The 17,117-nt window shown below is 72.3% G+C and carries 15 protein-coding genes and 1 pseudogene; 4 read left to right on the top strand and 12 right to left on the bottom strand.

From position 1 onward, the window contains the following. Positions 1-33: 33 nt before the first annotated feature. The 3 genes from GON09_RS04660 to GON09_RS04670 all read right to left on the bottom strand — a co-directional run bounded on the left by GON09_RS04660 (position 34) and on the right by GON09_RS04670 (position 1,606). Positions 34-567 carry a glutathione peroxidase gene (locus GON09_RS04660; RefSeq protein ID WP_213930803.1) on the bottom strand — a complete coding sequence of 178 codons (534 nt, stop codon included), beginning with the start codon at positions 565-567 and terminating at the stop codon, positions 34-36. Positions 568-683: 116 nt separating this feature from the next. After that, complete coding sequence (locus GON09_RS04665) at positions 684-1,184, bottom strand: acyltransferase (RefSeq protein ID WP_213930804.1); 501 nt, start codon at positions 1,182-1,184, stop codon at positions 684-686. 5 nt (positions 1,185-1,189) lie between these two features. Beyond that, the gene (locus GON09_RS04670) at positions 1,190-1,606 is read right to left on the bottom strand and encodes a PPOX class F420-dependent oxidoreductase (RefSeq protein WP_213930805.1); all 417 of its coding nucleotides are present in this window, start codon (positions 1,604-1,606) and stop codon (positions 1,190-1,192) included. A gap of 74 nt (positions 1,607-1,680) precedes the next feature. Between GON09_RS04670 and GON09_RS04675 the strand changes: the two genes are divergently transcribed. Together GON09_RS04675 and GON09_RS04680 are read left to right on the top strand one after the other, a co-directional pair. Then, positions 1,681-2,445: a precorrin-3B synthase gene (locus GON09_RS04675; protein ID WP_213930806.1), complete on the top strand. Its 765-nt coding sequence runs from the start codon at positions 1,681-1,683 to the stop codon at positions 2,443-2,445. A gap of 85 nt (positions 2,446-2,530) precedes the next feature. Further along, complete coding sequence (locus GON09_RS04680) at positions 2,531-3,994, top strand: dihydrolipoyl dehydrogenase family protein (protein WP_213930807.1); 1,464 nt, start codon at positions 2,531-2,533, stop codon at positions 3,992-3,994. Between the two features lie 66 nt (positions 3,995-4,060). On the opposite strand, the gene GON09_RS04685 is transcribed toward GON09_RS04680, so the two are convergent. Beyond that, entirely contained in the window at positions 4,061-4,807 is a 747-nt protein-coding gene (locus tag GON09_RS04685) for an SDR family NAD(P)-dependent oxidoreductase (protein WP_213930808.1), read from the bottom strand. Positions 4,808-4,851: 44 nt separating this feature from the next. Continuing rightward, complete coding sequence (locus tag GON09_RS04690; RefSeq protein WP_213930809.1) at positions 4,852-5,982, bottom strand: M24 family metallopeptidase; 1,131 nt, start codon at positions 5,980-5,982, stop codon at positions 4,852-4,854. 35 nt (positions 5,983-6,017) lie between these two features. Here GON09_RS04690 and GON09_RS04695 point away from each other — a divergent pair, with 35 nt between their 5' ends. Further along, positions 6,018-6,995 (top strand): 5'-3' exonuclease, encoded by a 978-nt coding sequence (locus GON09_RS04695; protein WP_213930810.1) that lies wholly within the window; start codon positions 6,018-6,020, stop codon positions 6,993-6,995. Between the two features lie 10 nt (positions 6,996-7,005). On the opposite strand, the gene GON09_RS28255 is transcribed toward GON09_RS04695, so the two are convergent. The 7 genes from GON09_RS28255 to pafA form a co-directional block, all read right to left on the bottom strand. Next, positions 7,006-7,863 carry a DUF4333 domain-containing protein gene (locus tag GON09_RS28255; protein ID WP_244865378.1) on the bottom strand — a complete coding sequence of 286 codons (858 nt, stop codon included), beginning with the start codon at positions 7,861-7,863 and terminating at the stop codon, positions 7,006-7,008. An 83-nt stretch (positions 7,864-7,946) separates the two neighbouring features. Beyond that, on the bottom strand, positions 7,947-10,688 hold the full coding sequence (locus GON09_RS04705; RefSeq protein WP_374195384.1) for a DEAD/DEAH box helicase: 2,742 nt from the start codon (positions 10,686-10,688) through the stop codon (positions 7,947-7,949). A gap of 11 nt (positions 10,689-10,699) precedes the next feature. Beyond that, on the bottom strand, positions 10,700-11,653 hold the full coding sequence (gene tatC, locus GON09_RS04710; RefSeq protein ID WP_213930811.1) for a twin-arginine translocase subunit TatC: 954 nt from the start codon (positions 11,651-11,653) through the stop codon (positions 10,700-10,702). Between the two features lie 104 nt (positions 11,654-11,757). Next, the gene (tatA, locus tag GON09_RS04715; RefSeq protein ID WP_213930812.1) at positions 11,758-12,015 is read right to left on the bottom strand and encodes a Sec-independent protein translocase subunit TatA; all 258 of its coding nucleotides are present in this window, start codon (positions 12,013-12,015) and stop codon (positions 11,758-11,760) included. Between the two features lie 128 nt (positions 12,016-12,143). Beyond that, a complete protein-coding gene (locus GON09_RS04720; protein ID WP_213930813.1) occupies positions 12,144-13,148 on the bottom strand; it encodes a helix-turn-helix transcriptional regulator in 1,005 nt (334 codons plus the stop codon). Further along, positions 13,145-14,140, bottom strand: coding sequence for a helix-turn-helix transcriptional regulator (locus GON09_RS04725; protein ID WP_213930814.1), 996 nt, complete (start codon positions 14,138-14,140; stop codon positions 13,145-13,147). Before GON09_RS04725 ends, GON09_RS04720 begins: the two co-directional genes overlap by 4 nt. 88 nt (positions 14,141-14,228) lie before the next feature. Then, entirely contained in the window at positions 14,229-15,587 is a 1,359-nt protein-coding gene (pafA, locus tag GON09_RS04730; RefSeq protein WP_095092094.1) for a Pup--protein ligase, read from the bottom strand. Positions 15,588-15,618: 31 nt separating this feature from the next. Between pafA and GON09_RS04735 the strand changes: the two are divergent. Next, positions 15,619-17,109: pseudogene (locus GON09_RS04735) on the top strand (bifunctional phosphatase PAP2/diacylglycerol kinase family protein); the annotation flags it as partial. Between the last annotated feature and the right edge of the window lie 8 nt (positions 17,110-17,117).

The following is a 17,117-nucleotide window of genomic DNA, read 5'->3' on the forward strand; positions in this document are numbered from 1 at the left end:
CGGTGGACAGCCGCCGACCGGACCGGCGGTGGCTCAGAGCCGGTCGGCGAGTTCCTTGCCGATCTCCTCCGGGGTGACCGTCGGCTCGAAGCGGCGCACCACCGCACCCTGCGGGTCGACGAGGAACTTGGTGAAGTTCCACTTCACCTCGTCCGTGCCGATCGCCTCCGGGCGGGTCGTGCTCACGTGCTCGAACAGGAAACCGTGCTGCGGCCCGAAATCGCCGGGGGCCTCGCTGCGCAGGTGGCGGTAGAGCGGATGCGCGTCGTCGCCGTTGACGTCGAGCTTCGCGAAGACCGGGAAGGTGACGTCGAAGTTGACGCGGCAGAACTCCTGGATCTCGCTGTCGCTGCCCGGCTCCTGACCACCGAACTGGTTGCACGGGAACGCGAGGATCTGCAGGCCACGCTCACCGAATTCGCGGTGCAACGCCTCGAGCGCCTCGTACTGCGGGGTCAGACCGCATTTGCTGGCCACGTTGACGATCAGCAGATACCGGCCGGCGAAACGGCCGAGATCCTCGCTGCCGCCGTCGGCGGTGGCCACGGTGTACTCGTGCACGGACATGCGCTCTCCTGAAGGTGGGATCGAACAGGCTCGGCCCCGCGGGTGAGGCCGAGATCACCACGGACCCTACGGGATCGGGCGAACCGGAACGATCCGGACGCGCCCGGGCCGGGTTTTCAGTCCAGGTCGCGGACCCACCGGGCGGGGCTGCCCACATACACCGCGTTCGGCGTGCAGTCCGCGGTCACCAGCGAGTTCGTGCCGATCATCACGCCGGCGCCGATGGTCACGCCCGGCATGATCACCACACCCGACCCGATCCACGCGCCGTCCCCGATGGTCACCGGCTCCCCCGTCAACGTGGAGGCCCGCTGGTCGGCGGTGCCCATCCGGTGGCTGCTGGTGAGCACCCGCACGTGGTCGCCGATGAACACCCGCTCCCCGACGGTGATGTCGGCGACGGTGTCGAAATAGCAGCCGTGGTTGAGGAAACAGCCCGTGCCGAGGGTGAGCCGTCCCAGGCCCTGCACCACCACGCGGGTGTGGATCAGGCTCGGCGGCGTCGCGTCGACACCCGCGCGGCGCAACCACTTCCAGCGCCGCCGGCCGGACAGCAGCGGGTTGCTCGCGAGGGCCACCGCCACCGCCTGGGAGCGGTAGGTATGAGAGCGGGCCACAGCGCCTACCGACCGGCGGTCTCGTCGGCGGAGTCGAGCACACACGCCAGGCCCACGGTGCCGGTGCGGCCGCGGCGCAGCACACTGGCACCGACGATCAGCCGGCCGAGCAGCCCGTACTTGCGGGCGATCACCGACCGCGCGTGCGCCGAACCGTCGGCGTCGAGCACCTCCCCGCTGCCGGGCACCGCCGCCGACTTCGGGTTGCCGCGCGCGTCGCAGATCGCCAGGGACACCCGCGGATCGCGGCGCAGCCGCCGCACCTTGTAGGCATCGGCGACCGTCCACACCAGCAGCCGGTTCCCGTCGGGCGCCGCCCACACCGGGGTGCCCACCGCGCTGCCGTCCTTGCGGTAGGTGGTCAGCAGCACGTACTCGGCGGCGGCGAGGTCCGCGAATGTCGGGGTCGTCGAATCGGGCATGGATCCCACCCTACAAACCGCACGGTCCACCGGCACCGATCGTCCCGCTTCCGACGCGTTCTACCCTGGCGGGCATGGCCGATACCGCTGTCGACGTGCACCTGCCCGCCGGGCACCTGACCTCTGCGCAGGTGCAGTTGCTCGCCGAACTCGCCCACACCCACGGCGGCGGCGAACTGCACCTGACCGCCCACGCCCAGTTGCAGGTGCGCGGCGATCACGCCGCCATCGCCGCAGCTCTCACCGCCGCCGGCCTGACCGTCGATGTGCCCACCCGCGCACGGCTTCTCGTCTCCCCCCTCAGCGGCCGCATCGGCGGGCACCACGACCTGCGCGAGCTCACCGCCGCGGTGGTGGCGCGTGTCGTCGAGCGGCCGGTGCCGGCCGGCACGGTGTTCGGGCTCGACGACGGCACCGGCGACATCGTCGCCCTCGCCCCCACCGTCGCGATCCTCGCCCGCCCCGACGGCCGGTTCGCGGTGATCCGCGACGGCGCCGACACCGGGGTCCGCGTCGACCCGGTCGACGCCGCCGACGCGCTGCTCGGCCCACCGGCCGACCCCACCGGTGACCCGGAACCGGTACCGGAGGAGCCGCGGCCGCCGATCGGCTGGCTCGACCAGCCCGACGGGGCGGTCACCCTCGCGGGGGGTCTGCCCGGCGGGATCCTGCCGGCGCGCCTCGCCGAGTTCCTCGCCGCCGTCGACCGTCCGGTGATCGTCACCCCGTGGCGGTCGGTGCTGCTGTGTGATCTGGACGAGTGGACCGCCGAGCAGGTCGTGCGGGTGCTCGCCCCCATGGGATTGGTGTTCGACGCCGACTCCCCGCACCTGCGCTGACCAGCCCCGCACAGCAGACTTCGCGAACCGGACCGGTGCCGCAGAACCCCCGCGCGGCCGCCGCATCCCCGCCTACCGTGGATCCATGACCGGTGCGACGGGGGAAACCGACACCTACGACGTGATCGTGCTCGGCGCCGGCCCGGCCGGGGAGAACGCCGCCCAGTACGCCATCGCCGGCAGCGACCGCACCGCGCTGCTCGTCGAACACGAACTCGTCGGCGGCGAATGCTCCTACTGGGCGTGCATGCCGAGCAAGGCGCTGCTGCGCCCCACCCAGGTGCTCGCCACCGCCCGCAACATGCCCGGTGTCTCCGACAAGATCAGTGCCCACGGCGTCGAGGTGCCCGCCGTGCTGGCCCGCCGCGACGGCTTCACCCACAATCGCGACGACAGCTCCCAGGTGGACTGGGCCGAGGGTGCAGGCATCGACGTCGTGCGCGGCCGCGGCTGCCTGACCGGCGAACGCACCGTCACCGTCACCGGCAGCGACGGGCAGCGACGCCTGCAGGCCCGGCACGCCGTCGTCCTGGCCACCGGCACCGTCCCGTCGATCCCGGACCTGCCCGGGCTGCGCGACGCCCGGCCGTGGACCTCCCGCGACGCGACGAACCTGCTCGAGGTCCCCCACCGGGTGCTGGTCGTCGGCGGCGGTGTCGTCGCCTGCGAAACCGCCACCTGGCTGCGGCAACTCGGCGTCGAGGAACTCACCCTCGCGGTGCGCGGCGACCGGCTGCTGCCGCGCGTGGAGCCGTTCGCCGCCGAACGGGTCTCCGCGCGCATGGCCCACAAGGGCCTGGATGTGCGCTACCGCACCGAGATCCGGTCGGTGCAGCGCCCCGATGTGCAGGACACCGGCGTCGGCCGCATCCACGGCGGTCCCGCCACCGTCGCACTGTCCGACGGCAGCACCCTCGAGGTCGACGAGATCGTCGTCGCCGCCGGCCGACACCCCACGCTCGACGGGCTCGGTCTCGACAGTGTGGGCCTGTCCGACGGGAAGGTGACGGTCGCCGACGATCTCACCGTCGACGGGGTGGACGGGCGGTGGCTCTATGCGGTCGGGGACATCGCCGGTCGCGCCGCCCTGACCCACATGGGCAAATACCAGGCGCGGGTGTGCGGGGACGTCATCGCCGCCCGCGCCGAGAACCGCCCCACCGACGGGCCACGATTCCGTGCGAGCGCCGACCACGGGCAGGTCCCGCAGGTGATCTTCACCGTCCCGGAGATCGCCGCGGTCGGCCGCACCGTCGACCAGGCCCGCGCCGACGGACTCGACGTCGAGGTCCTCGAGGCCGACATCGACGTCGCCGGTGCCTCGCTCGCCCGCGACGACTACGCCGGGCACGCCGCGCTCGTCGTCGACCGGGCCGGCGACACCCTCGTCGGCGCGACCTTCGTCGGCCACGAGGTCGCCGAACTCGTCCACGCCGCCACCATCGCCCTCGTGGGGAAGGTGCCGCTGGACACCCTGTGGCATGCCGTGCCGTCCTATCCCACCATCAGCGAGATCTGGTTGCGGCTGCTCGAATCCCGCCGCGGCTGAGCACCTTCCGGGTGTGCAGTTCGCGTCGCGACACCCGGGGCGGTGCCGGAAACTGCACGCCGGCGGTCAGCGCGGCAGCCGCCGCCAGAGCGCGCGCGGCACCAGCCGCATCCCGAAGAACACCGGCCGCAGCACCGCCGGCACCCACACCTGTCCGCGCCCGCGGTGCAGCGCCCGCACCGTCGCGTCGGCGACCTGCGGCGGGGTGCTCGACAGCGGCGCCGGGCTCATCCCCTCCGTCATCCGCCCGATCACGAAACCGGGGCGCACCAGCAGCAGCGAGATTCCGCTGCCGTGCAGGGCATCCGCCAGGCCGGACGCAAAACCGTCGAGGCCGGCCTTTGCGGAGCCGTAGACATAGTTGGCGCGGCGCACCCGCCACCCGGCGACGGAGGAGAACACCACCAGCCGGCCCGAGCCTTGTGCGCGCAGCCGCTGCGCCAGGTCGGTGAGCAACGCGACCTGCGCCAGGTAGTCGGTGTGCACGATCGACACCGCATGGGCCACATCGGTTTCCGCGCGGGCCTGGTCGCCGAGGATCCCGAAGGCCAGGACCGCCACGTCGATCGGCCCGAAGGCGGCGATGCGGTCGAGCACCGCCGGGTGGGTGTCGAGGGAGTCGGCGTCGAACTCCACCGCGTGCACCGCGGTCGCGCCCGCCGCCCGCACCACGGTGCACTCGTCGACCAGGTCGTCGGCGCGACGCGCGGCCAGGATCACGGTGCGGCCCGGGGCGAGCCGGGTGGCGACCTCGACGCCGATCTCGCTGCGACCCCCGAAGATGACGACGGTTCCCTGCGCGGTGTGGTTCATGCGGCCAGTGTCCCGGGTCGCTTGCCGGGAGGCAGTGTCGGGTCTCAGCCCGGCAGCACCGTCAGCCCGTGCGGGCGCAGGTTCATCGACTCGCAGCCGTCCTCGGTGACGACGACGATGTCCTCGATCCGCGCACCCCAGTCGCCGCGGAAGTAGATGCCCGGTTCGATGCTGAACGCCATGCCGGGCTGCAGGATGTCGTCGTTGCCGGAGACGATGTACGGCTCCTCGTGCACCGACAGCCCGATGCCGTGCCCGGTGCGATGCACGAACGCCTCCCCGTAGCCGGCGGCGGCGAGCAGGTTGCGGGCGGCGGCGTCGACGTCCTCGGCGCGCACCCCGGGACGCACCGCGTCCACCGCCGTCTGCTGCGCCTTCTCGAGCACCGCGATCTTCGTCGCGATCTCCGGGTTCGGTTCGCCGATGCTGTAGGTGCGGGTCGAATCCGAGTAGTAGCCCGGTTCGACGGGACCGCCGATGTCGATGACGACGATGTCGCCGGATTCGATGACCCGGTCGGACACCTCGTGGTGCGGGTCGGCGCCGTGCGGGCCGGAACCGACGATGACGAACGCCGCCGCGGTGTGCCCCTCGTCGAGGATCGCCGCGGTGATGTCCGCGGCCACCTCGGCTTCGGTGCGCCCGGCCCGCAGCCATTCACCCATGCGGGCGTGTACCCGGTCGATGGCGGCACCGGCGCGACGCAACGCCTCGACCTCGTCGGCGTCCTTGACCATCCGCAGCTGCCGGATCACCGACGTCGCGAGCGCCGGGGCGGCACCGAACCGGGCGGTCAGCGGCACCAGATGCAGCGCCGGCATCGCCTCGGCCACCGCGAACGCCCCCGCAGTCGGCGCGAGTTCGCGCACGAGGGCGTAGGGGTCCTGACCGTCCACCCAGTCGCGCACCGGCAGATCCAGTTCACCGATGGCGGAGTCGTCGAGCGACGCCAGTTCCAGCCGGGGGACCACCACGGTGGCGCCGGAGCCGTCGGTGGGGAGCACCAGACAGGTCAGGCGTTCGAACGACTCGGCGCGCGACCCGGTCAGATACCGCAGGTCCGGTCCGGGGGTGATGAGCAGCGCGTCGAAACCGGCGGCGGCACCGAGTTCGGCGGCGCGGGCCAGGCGGGCCGCGTAACGGTCGGCGGGGAATCGGGTGGCGGCAGGGGTCATGCATCCGAGCCTAGTGGCCGCGGCCGGATGGCAGGATGTGGTCCGTGACCGCACCGGAGAACCCCACGCCCGCACCGGACCCCACGTTGATGCTGCTCGACGGCGCGAGCCTGTGGTTCCGCGCCTTCCATGCCATCCCGGAGAAGGTCACCGCCCCCGACGGCAGCCCGGTCAACGCGGTGCGCGGGTTCGTGGACATGGTGGCCGCGCTGATCCGCGCCCACCACCCCACCCGGCTGGTGGTGTGCCTGGACCTGGACTGGCGCCCCGCCTTCCGCGTCGCGGCGATCCCCGGCTACAAGGCGCACCGGGTCGCCGCCGGTTCCGACGGCACCGTCGAGGAGGTCCCGCCCGCGCTGCTGCCGCAGGTGCCGGTGATCCTCGAGGTGCTCGCCGCCGCCGGCATCGCCACCGGCGGCGCGGCCGGTTTCGAGGCCGACGACGTGCTCGGCACCCTCGCCGCCCAGGAGAGAACCGACCGGGTGATCGTGGTCAGCGGCGACCGCGACCTGCTGCAGGTGGTCACCGACAGCCCGGTGCCGGTGCGGGTGCTCTACGCCGGTCGCGGCCTGGCCAAGGCGGAGCTGTTCGATCCGGCGCTGGTCGCCGACCGCTACGGGGTGCCGGCCGCGCGGGCGGGCGCGGCCTACGCCGAACTCGCGGCGCTGCGCGGGGATCCCTCGGACGGGTTGCCCGGCGTCAAGGGGGTCGGCGAGAAGACCGCCGCGGCGCTGCTGCAGCAGTACGGCTCCCTCGACGCGGTGCGCGCCGCAGCGCTCGACGAGTCGTCGTCGCTGGCGAAGGGCATGCGGGTGAAACTCGCCGCCGCGGCGGACTATCTGGATGCGGCGATGCCGGTGGTACGGGTCGCCACCGACGCGGACGTGGTCCTGTCCCGCCCCGACGTGCTGCCGACCGCACCGGCCGACCCCGGGCAGCTCACGGCGCTGGCGCAGCGGTGGGGTCTGGAACGGCCGGTGTCCGCGCTGGTCGCGGCCCTGGCCGACCGCTGACCCGGCTCGGTCAGTTGGGGCGGCCCACCTCGTAGGTGCCGTTGTCGTCGGTGACGGTGACGGTCACCTCCCGGAACTGGCCGTCCACGGTGACCGCGCAGGTGAAGCTGTGCCCGACCTCGACCTTCTGGTCGCCGGGGCACTGCACATCACCGACCTGACCGGCCCCGTACGACTCGGTGAGCACCTTCGCGATGCCGGCCTGGGTGGATTCGGTGTCGAGGACCTTGCCGCCGAACATGGTGGCGGCGAGGATCCCGACGACGGCGAGCAGCACGACGAGGCCGACGCCGCCGAGGATCCACGGCAGCTTCGACTTCCCGTTCTGCGGGGGTGTGCCGCCGGGCTGCTGCCAGGCGTTCGCCGGCGCACCCCAGGGCTGCGCACCGGCGGGCTGCGGCCCACCCCAACCGGGTGCGGGCCGGCCCGGTCGGCCGGGCGCTCCCCACGGTTGTGCTCCCGGCTGCTGACCCCAGCCCGGCACCTGTTGCCCCGGCGGCTGCTGACCCCAGCCGGGGGCGGGTTGCTGCGGGGCCGGACCCCATCCCTGCTGCGGCGCCCCGGACGGCGCACCCCACGGGTTCTGCTGCCCGGGATTCGGTTGCCCCCCGCCGGCGGGCGGCGCCCACCCGGGCTGCGGCGCAGTCCCGCCCGCACCGCCCGAGCCGGCGTCGGGTTGCCACGGCGACTGCCCGGAGGGCGACCGGCCCCATCCGGTGCCGCTGCCCTGCCCCCACTGTTGCTGTTCGCCTGCGGGGGGCGCCCACGGCGATCCGGGCTGCTCACCCGTCGGGTTCGGCGCCCACGGATCCGGCGATTCCGGTGGCCTCTGCCCCGGCGAGTCCTGCGGTTCGTTCGGCCCGGTCATCGTCGTCTCCACTCACCCTTCCCGTTGTGTGCCCATACGGTAGCGTCCACCCGCCGCAGGAGCATCCACGCCCACCGGGCGATCTACTCGGCGGTGGGATCGACGGCGACGACACCGCGGCGCACCGCACCGACGGCCTTGCCGGCGGTGCGCGCGAGCTCCGGATCGTCCGCGCACGTGCGGATCTGGTCGAGCAGGTCGATCAGTTGCCGGCACCACCGCACGAAATCCCCGGGTGAGAGTTCCTTGCCGGCCGCCTCCGCGGCGACGAGCGCCTCGGTCAGCGACGCGGTGGACGCCCAGGTGTAGGCGGCGGTGACGAACCCCAGATCCGGTTCGCGGGTCGGGGGCAGCCGGTGCCGGATCTCGTCGGCCCGCAACCCGTCGCACAGCCGGGTGGTCTCGGCCAGCGCGTGCCGGATCGGTCCGGTGGGGCCGACCACGGTGACCGGTTCGTCGGTGCGCGACTCGTAGATCACCGCCGAGGCGACCGCCGCCAACTCGGCCGCGGACAGTCCCGCCCAGGCGCGGCGGCGCACGCATTCGGCGACCAGCAGGTCCGATTCGGTGTAGATCCGGGCGAGGCGTTCCCCCGCCTCGGTGGTCGCCGGATCGTCCCCCTCGGTGAGATAGCCGCGTTCGGTGAGCAACGCGACGATCTTCTCGAAGGTGCGCGCCAGCGAATCCGTGGCGGCGGCGGCCTTGCGGCGCTGCTGCTGGGTTTCGCGCAGCAACCGGTGGTAGCGCTCCCCGACACGCGCGAGCGAGTCCAGATCGGGATGCTTGCGGGCGGGATGATGCTTGAGCTCGCGGCGCAGCGCATCGATCTCGCGGGTGTCGCCCTTGGCCTTGCTGCGCTTGGGCCGGCGCGGCGGCACCAGACCCTTCGACCGCAGCGCCGACGCGATGTCGCGGCGGCCGCGGCCGGTGCGGTGATCGACGTGCCGCGGCAACCGCAGCGAGCCCAGCACCGTCGCCGGGGTCGGGAAATCTCCGGCCGAGAGGCGACCGGACCAGCCGTCGGTGGTGACGACCTGCGGCCGCGGATCGCCGGCGTCGGTGTCCGGCAGGACCACCACCGCGAGTCCGGTGTGTTTGCCGGCGGGCACGGCGATGATGTCGCCGCGGCGCAGGGTCACCAGCGACGCCACCGCCGCGGTCCGCCGATCCTGCTTTCCGCGTCGCTCGTGGGCGCGTTCGGCGTCGGTCAGTTCGGCGCGCGCCCGCAGATAGTCGAGGATTTCGCTGCCCTCACCGCCGAGCTGCTCGCGCAGCTGCGCCAGGGTGGTCTCGTTGCGGTCGATGCCGCGTTTGAGCCCGACCACCGATTTGTCGGCTTGGAACTGGGCGAAGGACATCTCGAGCAGCGCCCGCGACCGGTCCACCCCGACGGCGTCGATGAGGTTGACCGCCATGTTGTAGGACGGGCGGAACGAGCTGCGCAGCGGGAAGGTGCGGGTGGAGGCGAGCCCGGCGACGGAGGCCGGTTCGATGCCGGGCTGCCACAGCACCACCGCGTGGCCTTCGACGTCGATGCCGCGCCGCCCGGCCCGGCCGGTCAGCTGCGTGTACTCGCCGGGGGTCAGTTCGGCGTGGGTGTCGCCGTTGAACTTGACGAGCTTCTCGAGCACCACGGTGCGCGCCGGCATGTTGATGCCCAGGGCGAGGGTTTCGGTGGCGAACACCGCCCGCACCAGCCCGCGCACGAACAATTCCTCGACGGTGTGCCGGAAGGCCGGCAGCATCCCGGCGTGGTGGGCGGCGATGCCGCGTTCGAGGGCGGTGCGCCACGACGCGTAGCCGAGCACCTCGAGATCACCGCGCGGCAGATCACGGGTGTGCTCGTCGACGATCCGGCGGATCTCGGCGGCTTCGGTCTCGTCGGTCAGGTGGAGTCCGGAGCGCAGGCACTGCTGCACCGCGGCGTCACAGCCGGCGCGGCTGAACACGAACGTGATGGCCGGCAGCAGGCCGTCGCGGTCGAGGCGGACGATGACCTCCGGTCGTGGCGGCGGCCGGAAACGGGGGCCGCGTTCGCCCCACCGGTCCATCCCGGACAGGCTCTGCCGTTGCCGCACCGCCGACGCCAGTTCCGGGTTGACGACGATGTCGCGGCGCCGCCGGGTGGGGGCGGTCTCGGTGTCGGCGCGGCGATCGAACAGATCGTAGATGCGGGAGCCGAGCATCATGTGCTGGTGCAGCGGGATGGGCCGCACCTCGTCGACGACGACGGTGGTGTCGCCGCGCACCGTGGTCATCCAGTCGCCGAACTCCTCGGCGTTGGACACCGTCGCCGACAGCGACGCCAGCCGCACGTCCTCCGGCAGGTGCAGGATCACCTCTTCCCACACCGCGCCGCGGAACCGGTCGGCGAGGAAGTGCACCTCGTCCATCACCACGTGGGTGAGCCCGATCAGGGCGGTGGACGACGCGTAGATCATGTTGCGCAGCACCTCGGTGGTCATCACCACCACCGGCGCATCGGAATTGATGGACTGGTCGCCGGTGAGCAGACCGACCGAGTCCCGGCCGTGCCGGGCACACAGGTCGGCGTACTTCTGGTTGCTCAGCGCCTTGATCGGGGTGGTGTAGAAGCACTTGGAGCCGGCCCGCAGCGCCAGATACACCGCGAACTCACCGACGACGGTCTTGCCGGCGCCGGTGGGGGCGCACACCAGCACCGAATGGCCGCCCTCGAGGGCGCGGCACGCCTCGATCTGGAACGGGTCGAGGGGGAACCCGAGCCCCCCGGCGAAGTCGGCGAGTTGCGGGGTGACGGCGAGCAGCGCGGTGCCCGGATCGTCGTCACCGCCCGTGCCGGGCACGAGGTCGCCGGTCACAGGGTGTCGGAGTAGTCGGTGCGGGCCGGGTCGGTCCGGACGGTGTCGGTGGGGGCCGCCGGCTCCACCGGGCTCGGCGCGGCGATCGTCGAGCCCTCGTCGTCGTCGAGATCGGCCCAGCCCTCCGCGCGGGCCTTGCGGGCGCGCCGCCGGTCGGTCACCCGGGCGATCTGGATGGCGAACTCCACGAGCAACGTCAACGCCAACGCCAACGCCAGCATCGAGAACGGATCCTGGCCGGGGGTGGCGATGGCGGCGAAGACGAACACCGCCATGATCAGCCCGCGCCGCCACGCCTTGAGCTTGGCGTAGGGCAGCACCCCCACCCCGTTGAGCGCGACGATCACCAGCGGGATCTCGAAGGACACCCCGAAGATCACCAGCAGGTTGATGAGGAACCCGAAGTACTCCGCGCCCGACAGTGCGGTGACCTGCACGTCGTTGCCGACGCTGAGCAGGAACGACAACGCGTGGGAGATCACCAGATAGGCCAGCACCGCGCCGGCGACGAACAGCGTCGCCCCGCAGGTGACGAAGCCGACGGCGTAGCGGCGTTCCTTGCGGTACAGGCCGGGGGTGACGAACGCCCACAGCTGGTACAGCCACACCGGGCACGCCATCACGATGCCGGCGGTGGCGGCGACCTTCAGGCGCAGCATGAACTGTTCGAACGGGCCGGTGGCGAGCAGCCGGCACGAGCCGTCGCTGCTCAGATCGGCGCGGGCCGAGGCCGGCAGGTCGCAGTAGGGACCACGCAGGATCTCCCCGAGACTGTCGAGGCCGAACAGGCTGCGGCTGTACCAGACGAACCCGAGGATGGTGGTGAGCACGACCGCAGCGAGAGCGATCAGCAGACGCGTGCGCAATTCGTAGAGGTGCTCGACCAGCGACATGGTGCCGTCGGGGTTGGTCTTGCGCCGGCTTCGGCGCGGATCGAACGGGATGCGCACGGTGCGGTTCTCAGCTCCTGTCGAGACCACCGGCGCCACAGCGTGCCGGGGTCAGCGGAACGCCGGGACACCCGTGGTGGGCGCCCCGGCAGGATGAACGTCGGTCAGGCAGACCGCGGTTCGGTGTGCGTGTTCGGCGCGGCAGGATCGGTCGTCGGCTGCGCGGCCGGCAACGGATTCGGCGCCGGCTGCTGCGGCGTGGACGTCCGGGCGTCGTCGTTCTGCATCTCCTTGACCTCGCTCTTGAAGATCCGGAGCGAACGACCGAGGCCGCGCGCGGCGTCGGGCAGCTTCTTCGAACCGAAGAGAATCACGACCACCAGCGCCACGATGGCCCAGTGCCAGGGGCTCATTGCACCCATTTACAACAACCTCCACTGATCGGCTCCGACCGATGCTACCGGACCTCGAGCACACCCCGAGGGCCCGCGCTGGTGTATCCACCCACAATTTGCGGAGGATTCACAGAGATGTTTCACAACAGCCGCGCTCAGGAGGCCGGGCCCGTGCCGCGGGCCGCGTTCTCCCGGCCGAGATCGGCGTAGGCCGCCAGCGCCGACTCGGCCCGCGCCCGCACCGCCGCCCGCAACTGCGGCGGGTCGAGCACCCGCACCCCGGCGCCGAGCCCGACGAGCAACCGCGCCATCCACGCCGGGGAGGCGTACCGCATCGACGCCTCGCAGCTGCCGTCGGAGCGCACCTGCACATCGGTGAGCGGGTAGTAGTCGAGCAGCCAGGTGTAGAACGGGGCGATGCGCAACCGCGCGGCGGGCAGCGACGGGTCGCCCTCGAACAGTTCGAGGTGCTCGTCGTCGGTCAGCGCCCGGTGCGGGGGCCGGGCCGGCTCGTCGAGCACGGTGGCGGCGTCGATGCGGTCGAAGCGGAACAGCCGCACCCCTTCGGCGCTGCGGCACCAGGCCTGCAGATAGGCGTGCTCGTCGATGATCACGATGCGGATCGGGTCGACGTCCCGCTCGGAGACGGTGTCGCGGGAGGCCGAATAGTAGGTCAGATGCACGGCACGGCCGTCGCGCACCGCGGCCCGCACCTGCCCGGCCGCATCGGAGTCCCCGGCGGTCCCCGGATCCGGATCGGCGACGGTCTCGGTGGGGGTGGCGGCGGTGCCGGCCGCCGCCTCGATCTTCGCGATCGCGGACTGCGCCGCGGACGGGTCGACCACCCCGGGCATCTCCTGCAGCGACCGCAACGCCACGAGCAGCGCGGTGGCCTCGGTGGAGGTCAACCGCAGCGGCCGGTCGATGCCGGCGGTGAAGGTCACCACGATGCTGTCCTCGGAGAAGGACAGGTCGATCAGGTCGCCGGGGCCGTAGCCGGGCAGCCCGCACACCCACAACTGGTTCAGATCGTCCATCACCTGCTTCGGGGTGACCCCGAGATCGCGGGCCGCCTCCGCCGCACTGATCCCCGGGTGCGCCAGGAAATAGGGCACCAGATTCAGCAGTCGTCCCAGCCGCGCCGACAGTCGTGTGCTCATCGACCCTCCTCCCCCGCATCCGTCGCCGCCTGCTCGAGGATGCGCTGCACCTCGGCCCGCAACTCCGGCGGGTCGAGCACCAACGCATCGGCGCCCTGTCCGGCGACGATCCGCGCGATCCACTCCCACGAGCGCACCGGCACCTCGAGTTCCACCCCGTCCCGGTCGCCGACCACCCGCGCCGCGCCGGGCCGGCCGAGCCGGCGCAGCTCCCAGGCCCGCCCGTCCGCCACCCACAACCGTGCCGAGCCGGTCACCTCCGCCGGGGACGTCGCGGCCAGCACCCGGGCCCGCAGATCCACCCCCTCCGGGATCTGCACCGCGCCCTCCGGGCCGATCGCGGTGACCTCGTCGCCGATGCGGGACAGGCGGAAGGTGCGCACCGCGTCGCGGTCCCGGTCGTGGCCGACCAGATACCAGCGGCCGTGCACGGTGACCACACCCCACGGTTCGACGGTGCGCGTCGTCCACGGCTCGGTGGGGGAACTGCGGTGGGTGAACCGCACCGCCCGCCGGGCGTCGATCGCGGCGAGCAGCGCCGTCAGCGCCGGCTCGGAGCCGCGGGCGCGCGGCGGCAGCGGCGCCACCACCTCCCCGCCGTCGGTGTCGACGCGGATCCCGGCGGCCCGCAGCTTGAGCACCGCGCCCTGCGCGGCGGCGGTCAGCTCCGGCGATTCCCACAACGCGGCGGCGACGGCGACGGCGGCGGTCTCCTCCCGCGTCAGGTCGATCTCCGGCAGTTCGTAGGCGTCGCGGTTGATGCGGTAGCCCTCCACCGTCGACGACCGCGACGGCCGGCCGGTCTCGAGCGGCACCCCGAGATCGCGCAGTTCGTTCTTGTCCCGCTCGAACATGCGGCTGAACGCCTCGTCGCTCGCGCATTCGGAATAGCCGGCCACCGAGGCACGGATCTTCTCCGCGGTCACGAACTGTCGGGTGGACAGCAGCGCGATGACCAGATTCACCAGCCGTTCGACTTTCGAGATCGCCACGGGCCAACCCTAGTGCCCGCGCGCCGCCGGCACCGCATCACCGTCCATCGGATCGGACCGAATGGTCCGATCCGATGGACGCCGGTGCTCACATGGAGGCGATGAGCCGTTCGACGCGTTCGTCCACCGACCGGAAGGGGTCCTTGCACAAGACGGTGCGCTGCGCCTGGTCGTTGAGTTTCAGGTGCACCCAGTCGACGGTGAAATCGCGGCCGGCGGCCTGCGCGGCGGCGATGAAATCACCGCGTAGCTTCGCGCGGGTGGTCTGCGGCGGGGTGTTCACCGCCGCGTCGACGGACTCGTCGTCGGTCGCCCGCGCCGCCAGCCCCTTGCGTTGCAGCAGGTCGAACACGCCGCGGCCACGTTTGATGTCGTGATAGGCCAAGTCGAGCTGGGCGATCTTCGGATCCGACAGTTCCATGCTGTAGCGGTCCTGGTAGCGCTGGAACAGCTTGCGCTTGATCACCCAGTCGATCTCGGTGTCGACCTTCGCGAAGTCCTGCGATTCGACGGCGTCGAGGACACGGCCCCACAGGTCCACCACCTGCGCGACGTGCGGGTCGGGTTCGCGCTGGTGCAGATACTCCACCGCCCGCGCATGATATTCGCGCTGGATGTCCAGGGCGCTGGCCTGCCGGCCGCCGGCCAGGCGCACCGGGCGCCGGCCGGTCAGGTCGTGGGAGACCTCACGGATGGCACGGATCGGGTTGTCGAGGGCGAAGTCCCGGAACGGCACCCCGGCCTCGATCATCTCGAGCACCAGCGCCGCCGACCCCACCTTGAGCATCGTGGTGGTCTCGGACATGTTCGAATCACCGACGATCACGTGCAGGCGCCGGTACTTCTCGGCGTCGGCGTGCGGTTCGTCGCGGGTGTTGATGATCGGCCGCGACCGGGTGGTCGCCGACGAGACGCCCTCCCAGATGTGCTCGGCGCGTTGCGACAGGCAGAAGGTGGCGGCCTTCGGGGTCTGCAGCACCTTCCCGGCGCCGCAGATCAACTGCCGGGTCACCAGGAACGGCAGCAGCACATCGGAGATGCGGGAGAACTCACCGACCCGGGCGACGAGATAGTTCTCGTGGCAGCCGTAGGAATTGCCCGCCGAATCGGTGTTGTTCTTGAACAGGAAGATGTCGCCGCCGATGCCCTCTTCGGCGAGACGCTGCTCGGCGTCGATGAGCAGTTCCTCGAGGACCCGCTCGCCGGCATGATCGTGTTCGACGAGCTGGAGCAGGTCGTCGCACTCGGCGGTGGCGTACTCGGGGTGCGAGCCGACATCGAGATACAGTCGCGCCCCGTTCCGCAGGAAGACGTTCGAACTGCGCCCCCAGGACACCACCCGGCGGAACAGATAGCGGGCCACCTCGTCGGGGCTCAACCGACGATGCCCGTGGAAGGTACACGTGACGCCGAACTCCGTCTCGATACCCATGATTCGTCGCTGCACACCTCGACAGTACCGCGCAAACCCGACCCCCATGGGTGGCAACGACATCTACGGTCGAGGTGTGATCCTGCGCGAGCACTACCGCACCGCCGACCGGGCCCTGTTCGACCGCACCGGGGCGCTGCGCCCGTCCCCCGCCGACCCGTTGTTGCGCGATCTCGGGCGCGCCGCCAACCACAGTGTGCTGTGGATGGCGTGCGCGGCGGTGTGCGCCGCCGCCGGGGGCCACGCGCGGCGCGGCGCGGTGCGCGGGCTGCTGTCCGTGGCCGGGGCCAGCGCCCTGACCAACGGACTGCTCAAACCACTGTTGCCGCGGCGGCGCCCGCCGGCGCGCACCGACCCGAAGTTCCTGCGCCGCAGCGTGCCGATCCCCCGCTCGTCGTCGTTCCCGTCCGGGCACTCCGCCTCGGCGGCGGCGTTCGTCACCGGGGTGGCACTCGAATCCCCTGCAGCCGGAGCGGTCCTGGCGCCGCTGGCCGCAGCGGTGGCCTATTCCCGGGTGCACACCGGGGTGCACTGGCCCGGCGACGTCGTGGTCGGCGCCGCGGTCGGTGCGAGCGTGGCGTGGTCCACCCGCCGCTGGTGGGCGGTGCGCAGCCGCGAACCGGCCGCCGTGCAGGTCGCGGCGGCCGCCCCCGCGCTGCCCGGCGGGGAGGGGATGCTGCTGATCGTCAACCGTGATGCCGGCACCGCCGAGGAGATCGCCGCGGTCGTCACCGCCGCCCTGCCCGGGGCGCACCGCGTCGACCTCGACGCCGACCGCGACCCGGCAGACGAGCTGGCGCGGCTGCTGGCCGAGCACCGGCCGACGGCGTTGGGGGTGTGCGGGGGCGACGGCACCGTCGCGGCGGTACTCGACACCGCCGTCGACGCCCGGCTGCCGGTGGCGGTCTTCCCCGGCGGCACCCTCAACCACTTCGCGCACGATCTCGGGGTGGTCGACCTCGAGGAGACGGTACGGGCGGTCACCGTCGGGCAGGCCGTCGCGGTGGGTCTCGGGCAGGTGACGGTGACCGGACCGGCCGGTCGCACGGTGCGGCGGTTCGTCAACACCGCCAGCCTCGGCGGCTATCCGGATGCGGTGCGGTTGCGGCAGCACTGGGAGCCGCGGATCGGCAAGTGGCCGGCGGCGGGTCTGGCGATGCTGGCGGTGCTGCGCACGGCGAGCCCGATGCCGGTGCGGATCGACGGCGCCGGGCGGGCGGTGTGGTTGCTGTTCGTCGGCAACGGTCGCTACACCCCGGGAGATCAGGTGCCGATGTCCCGGTCGCATCTGGATCCGGGCACCCTGGATGTGCGGTATCTGCCGGCCGAGCGCCGGTTCTCGCGGCTACGGCTGCTCGTCGCCGCCGCGACCGGCACCCTGGGCGCCTCCCCGATGTATCGGCATCGGCACAGCCCGGCCCTGGCGGTGCAGGTGATCGGGGATCCGGTGGCGTTGGCCACCGACGGGGAGGTCCCCACCGACGGCACCGGATTCGACTTCGAGGTGGTGCCGTCGGCGTTGACCGTCTATCGGCTCGCGGTGGA

It is taken from the genome of Rhodococcus sp. B50, from assembly GCF_013602415.1.
Lineage (GTDB): Bacteria > Actinomycetota > Actinomycetes > Mycobacteriales > Mycobacteriaceae > Rhodococcus.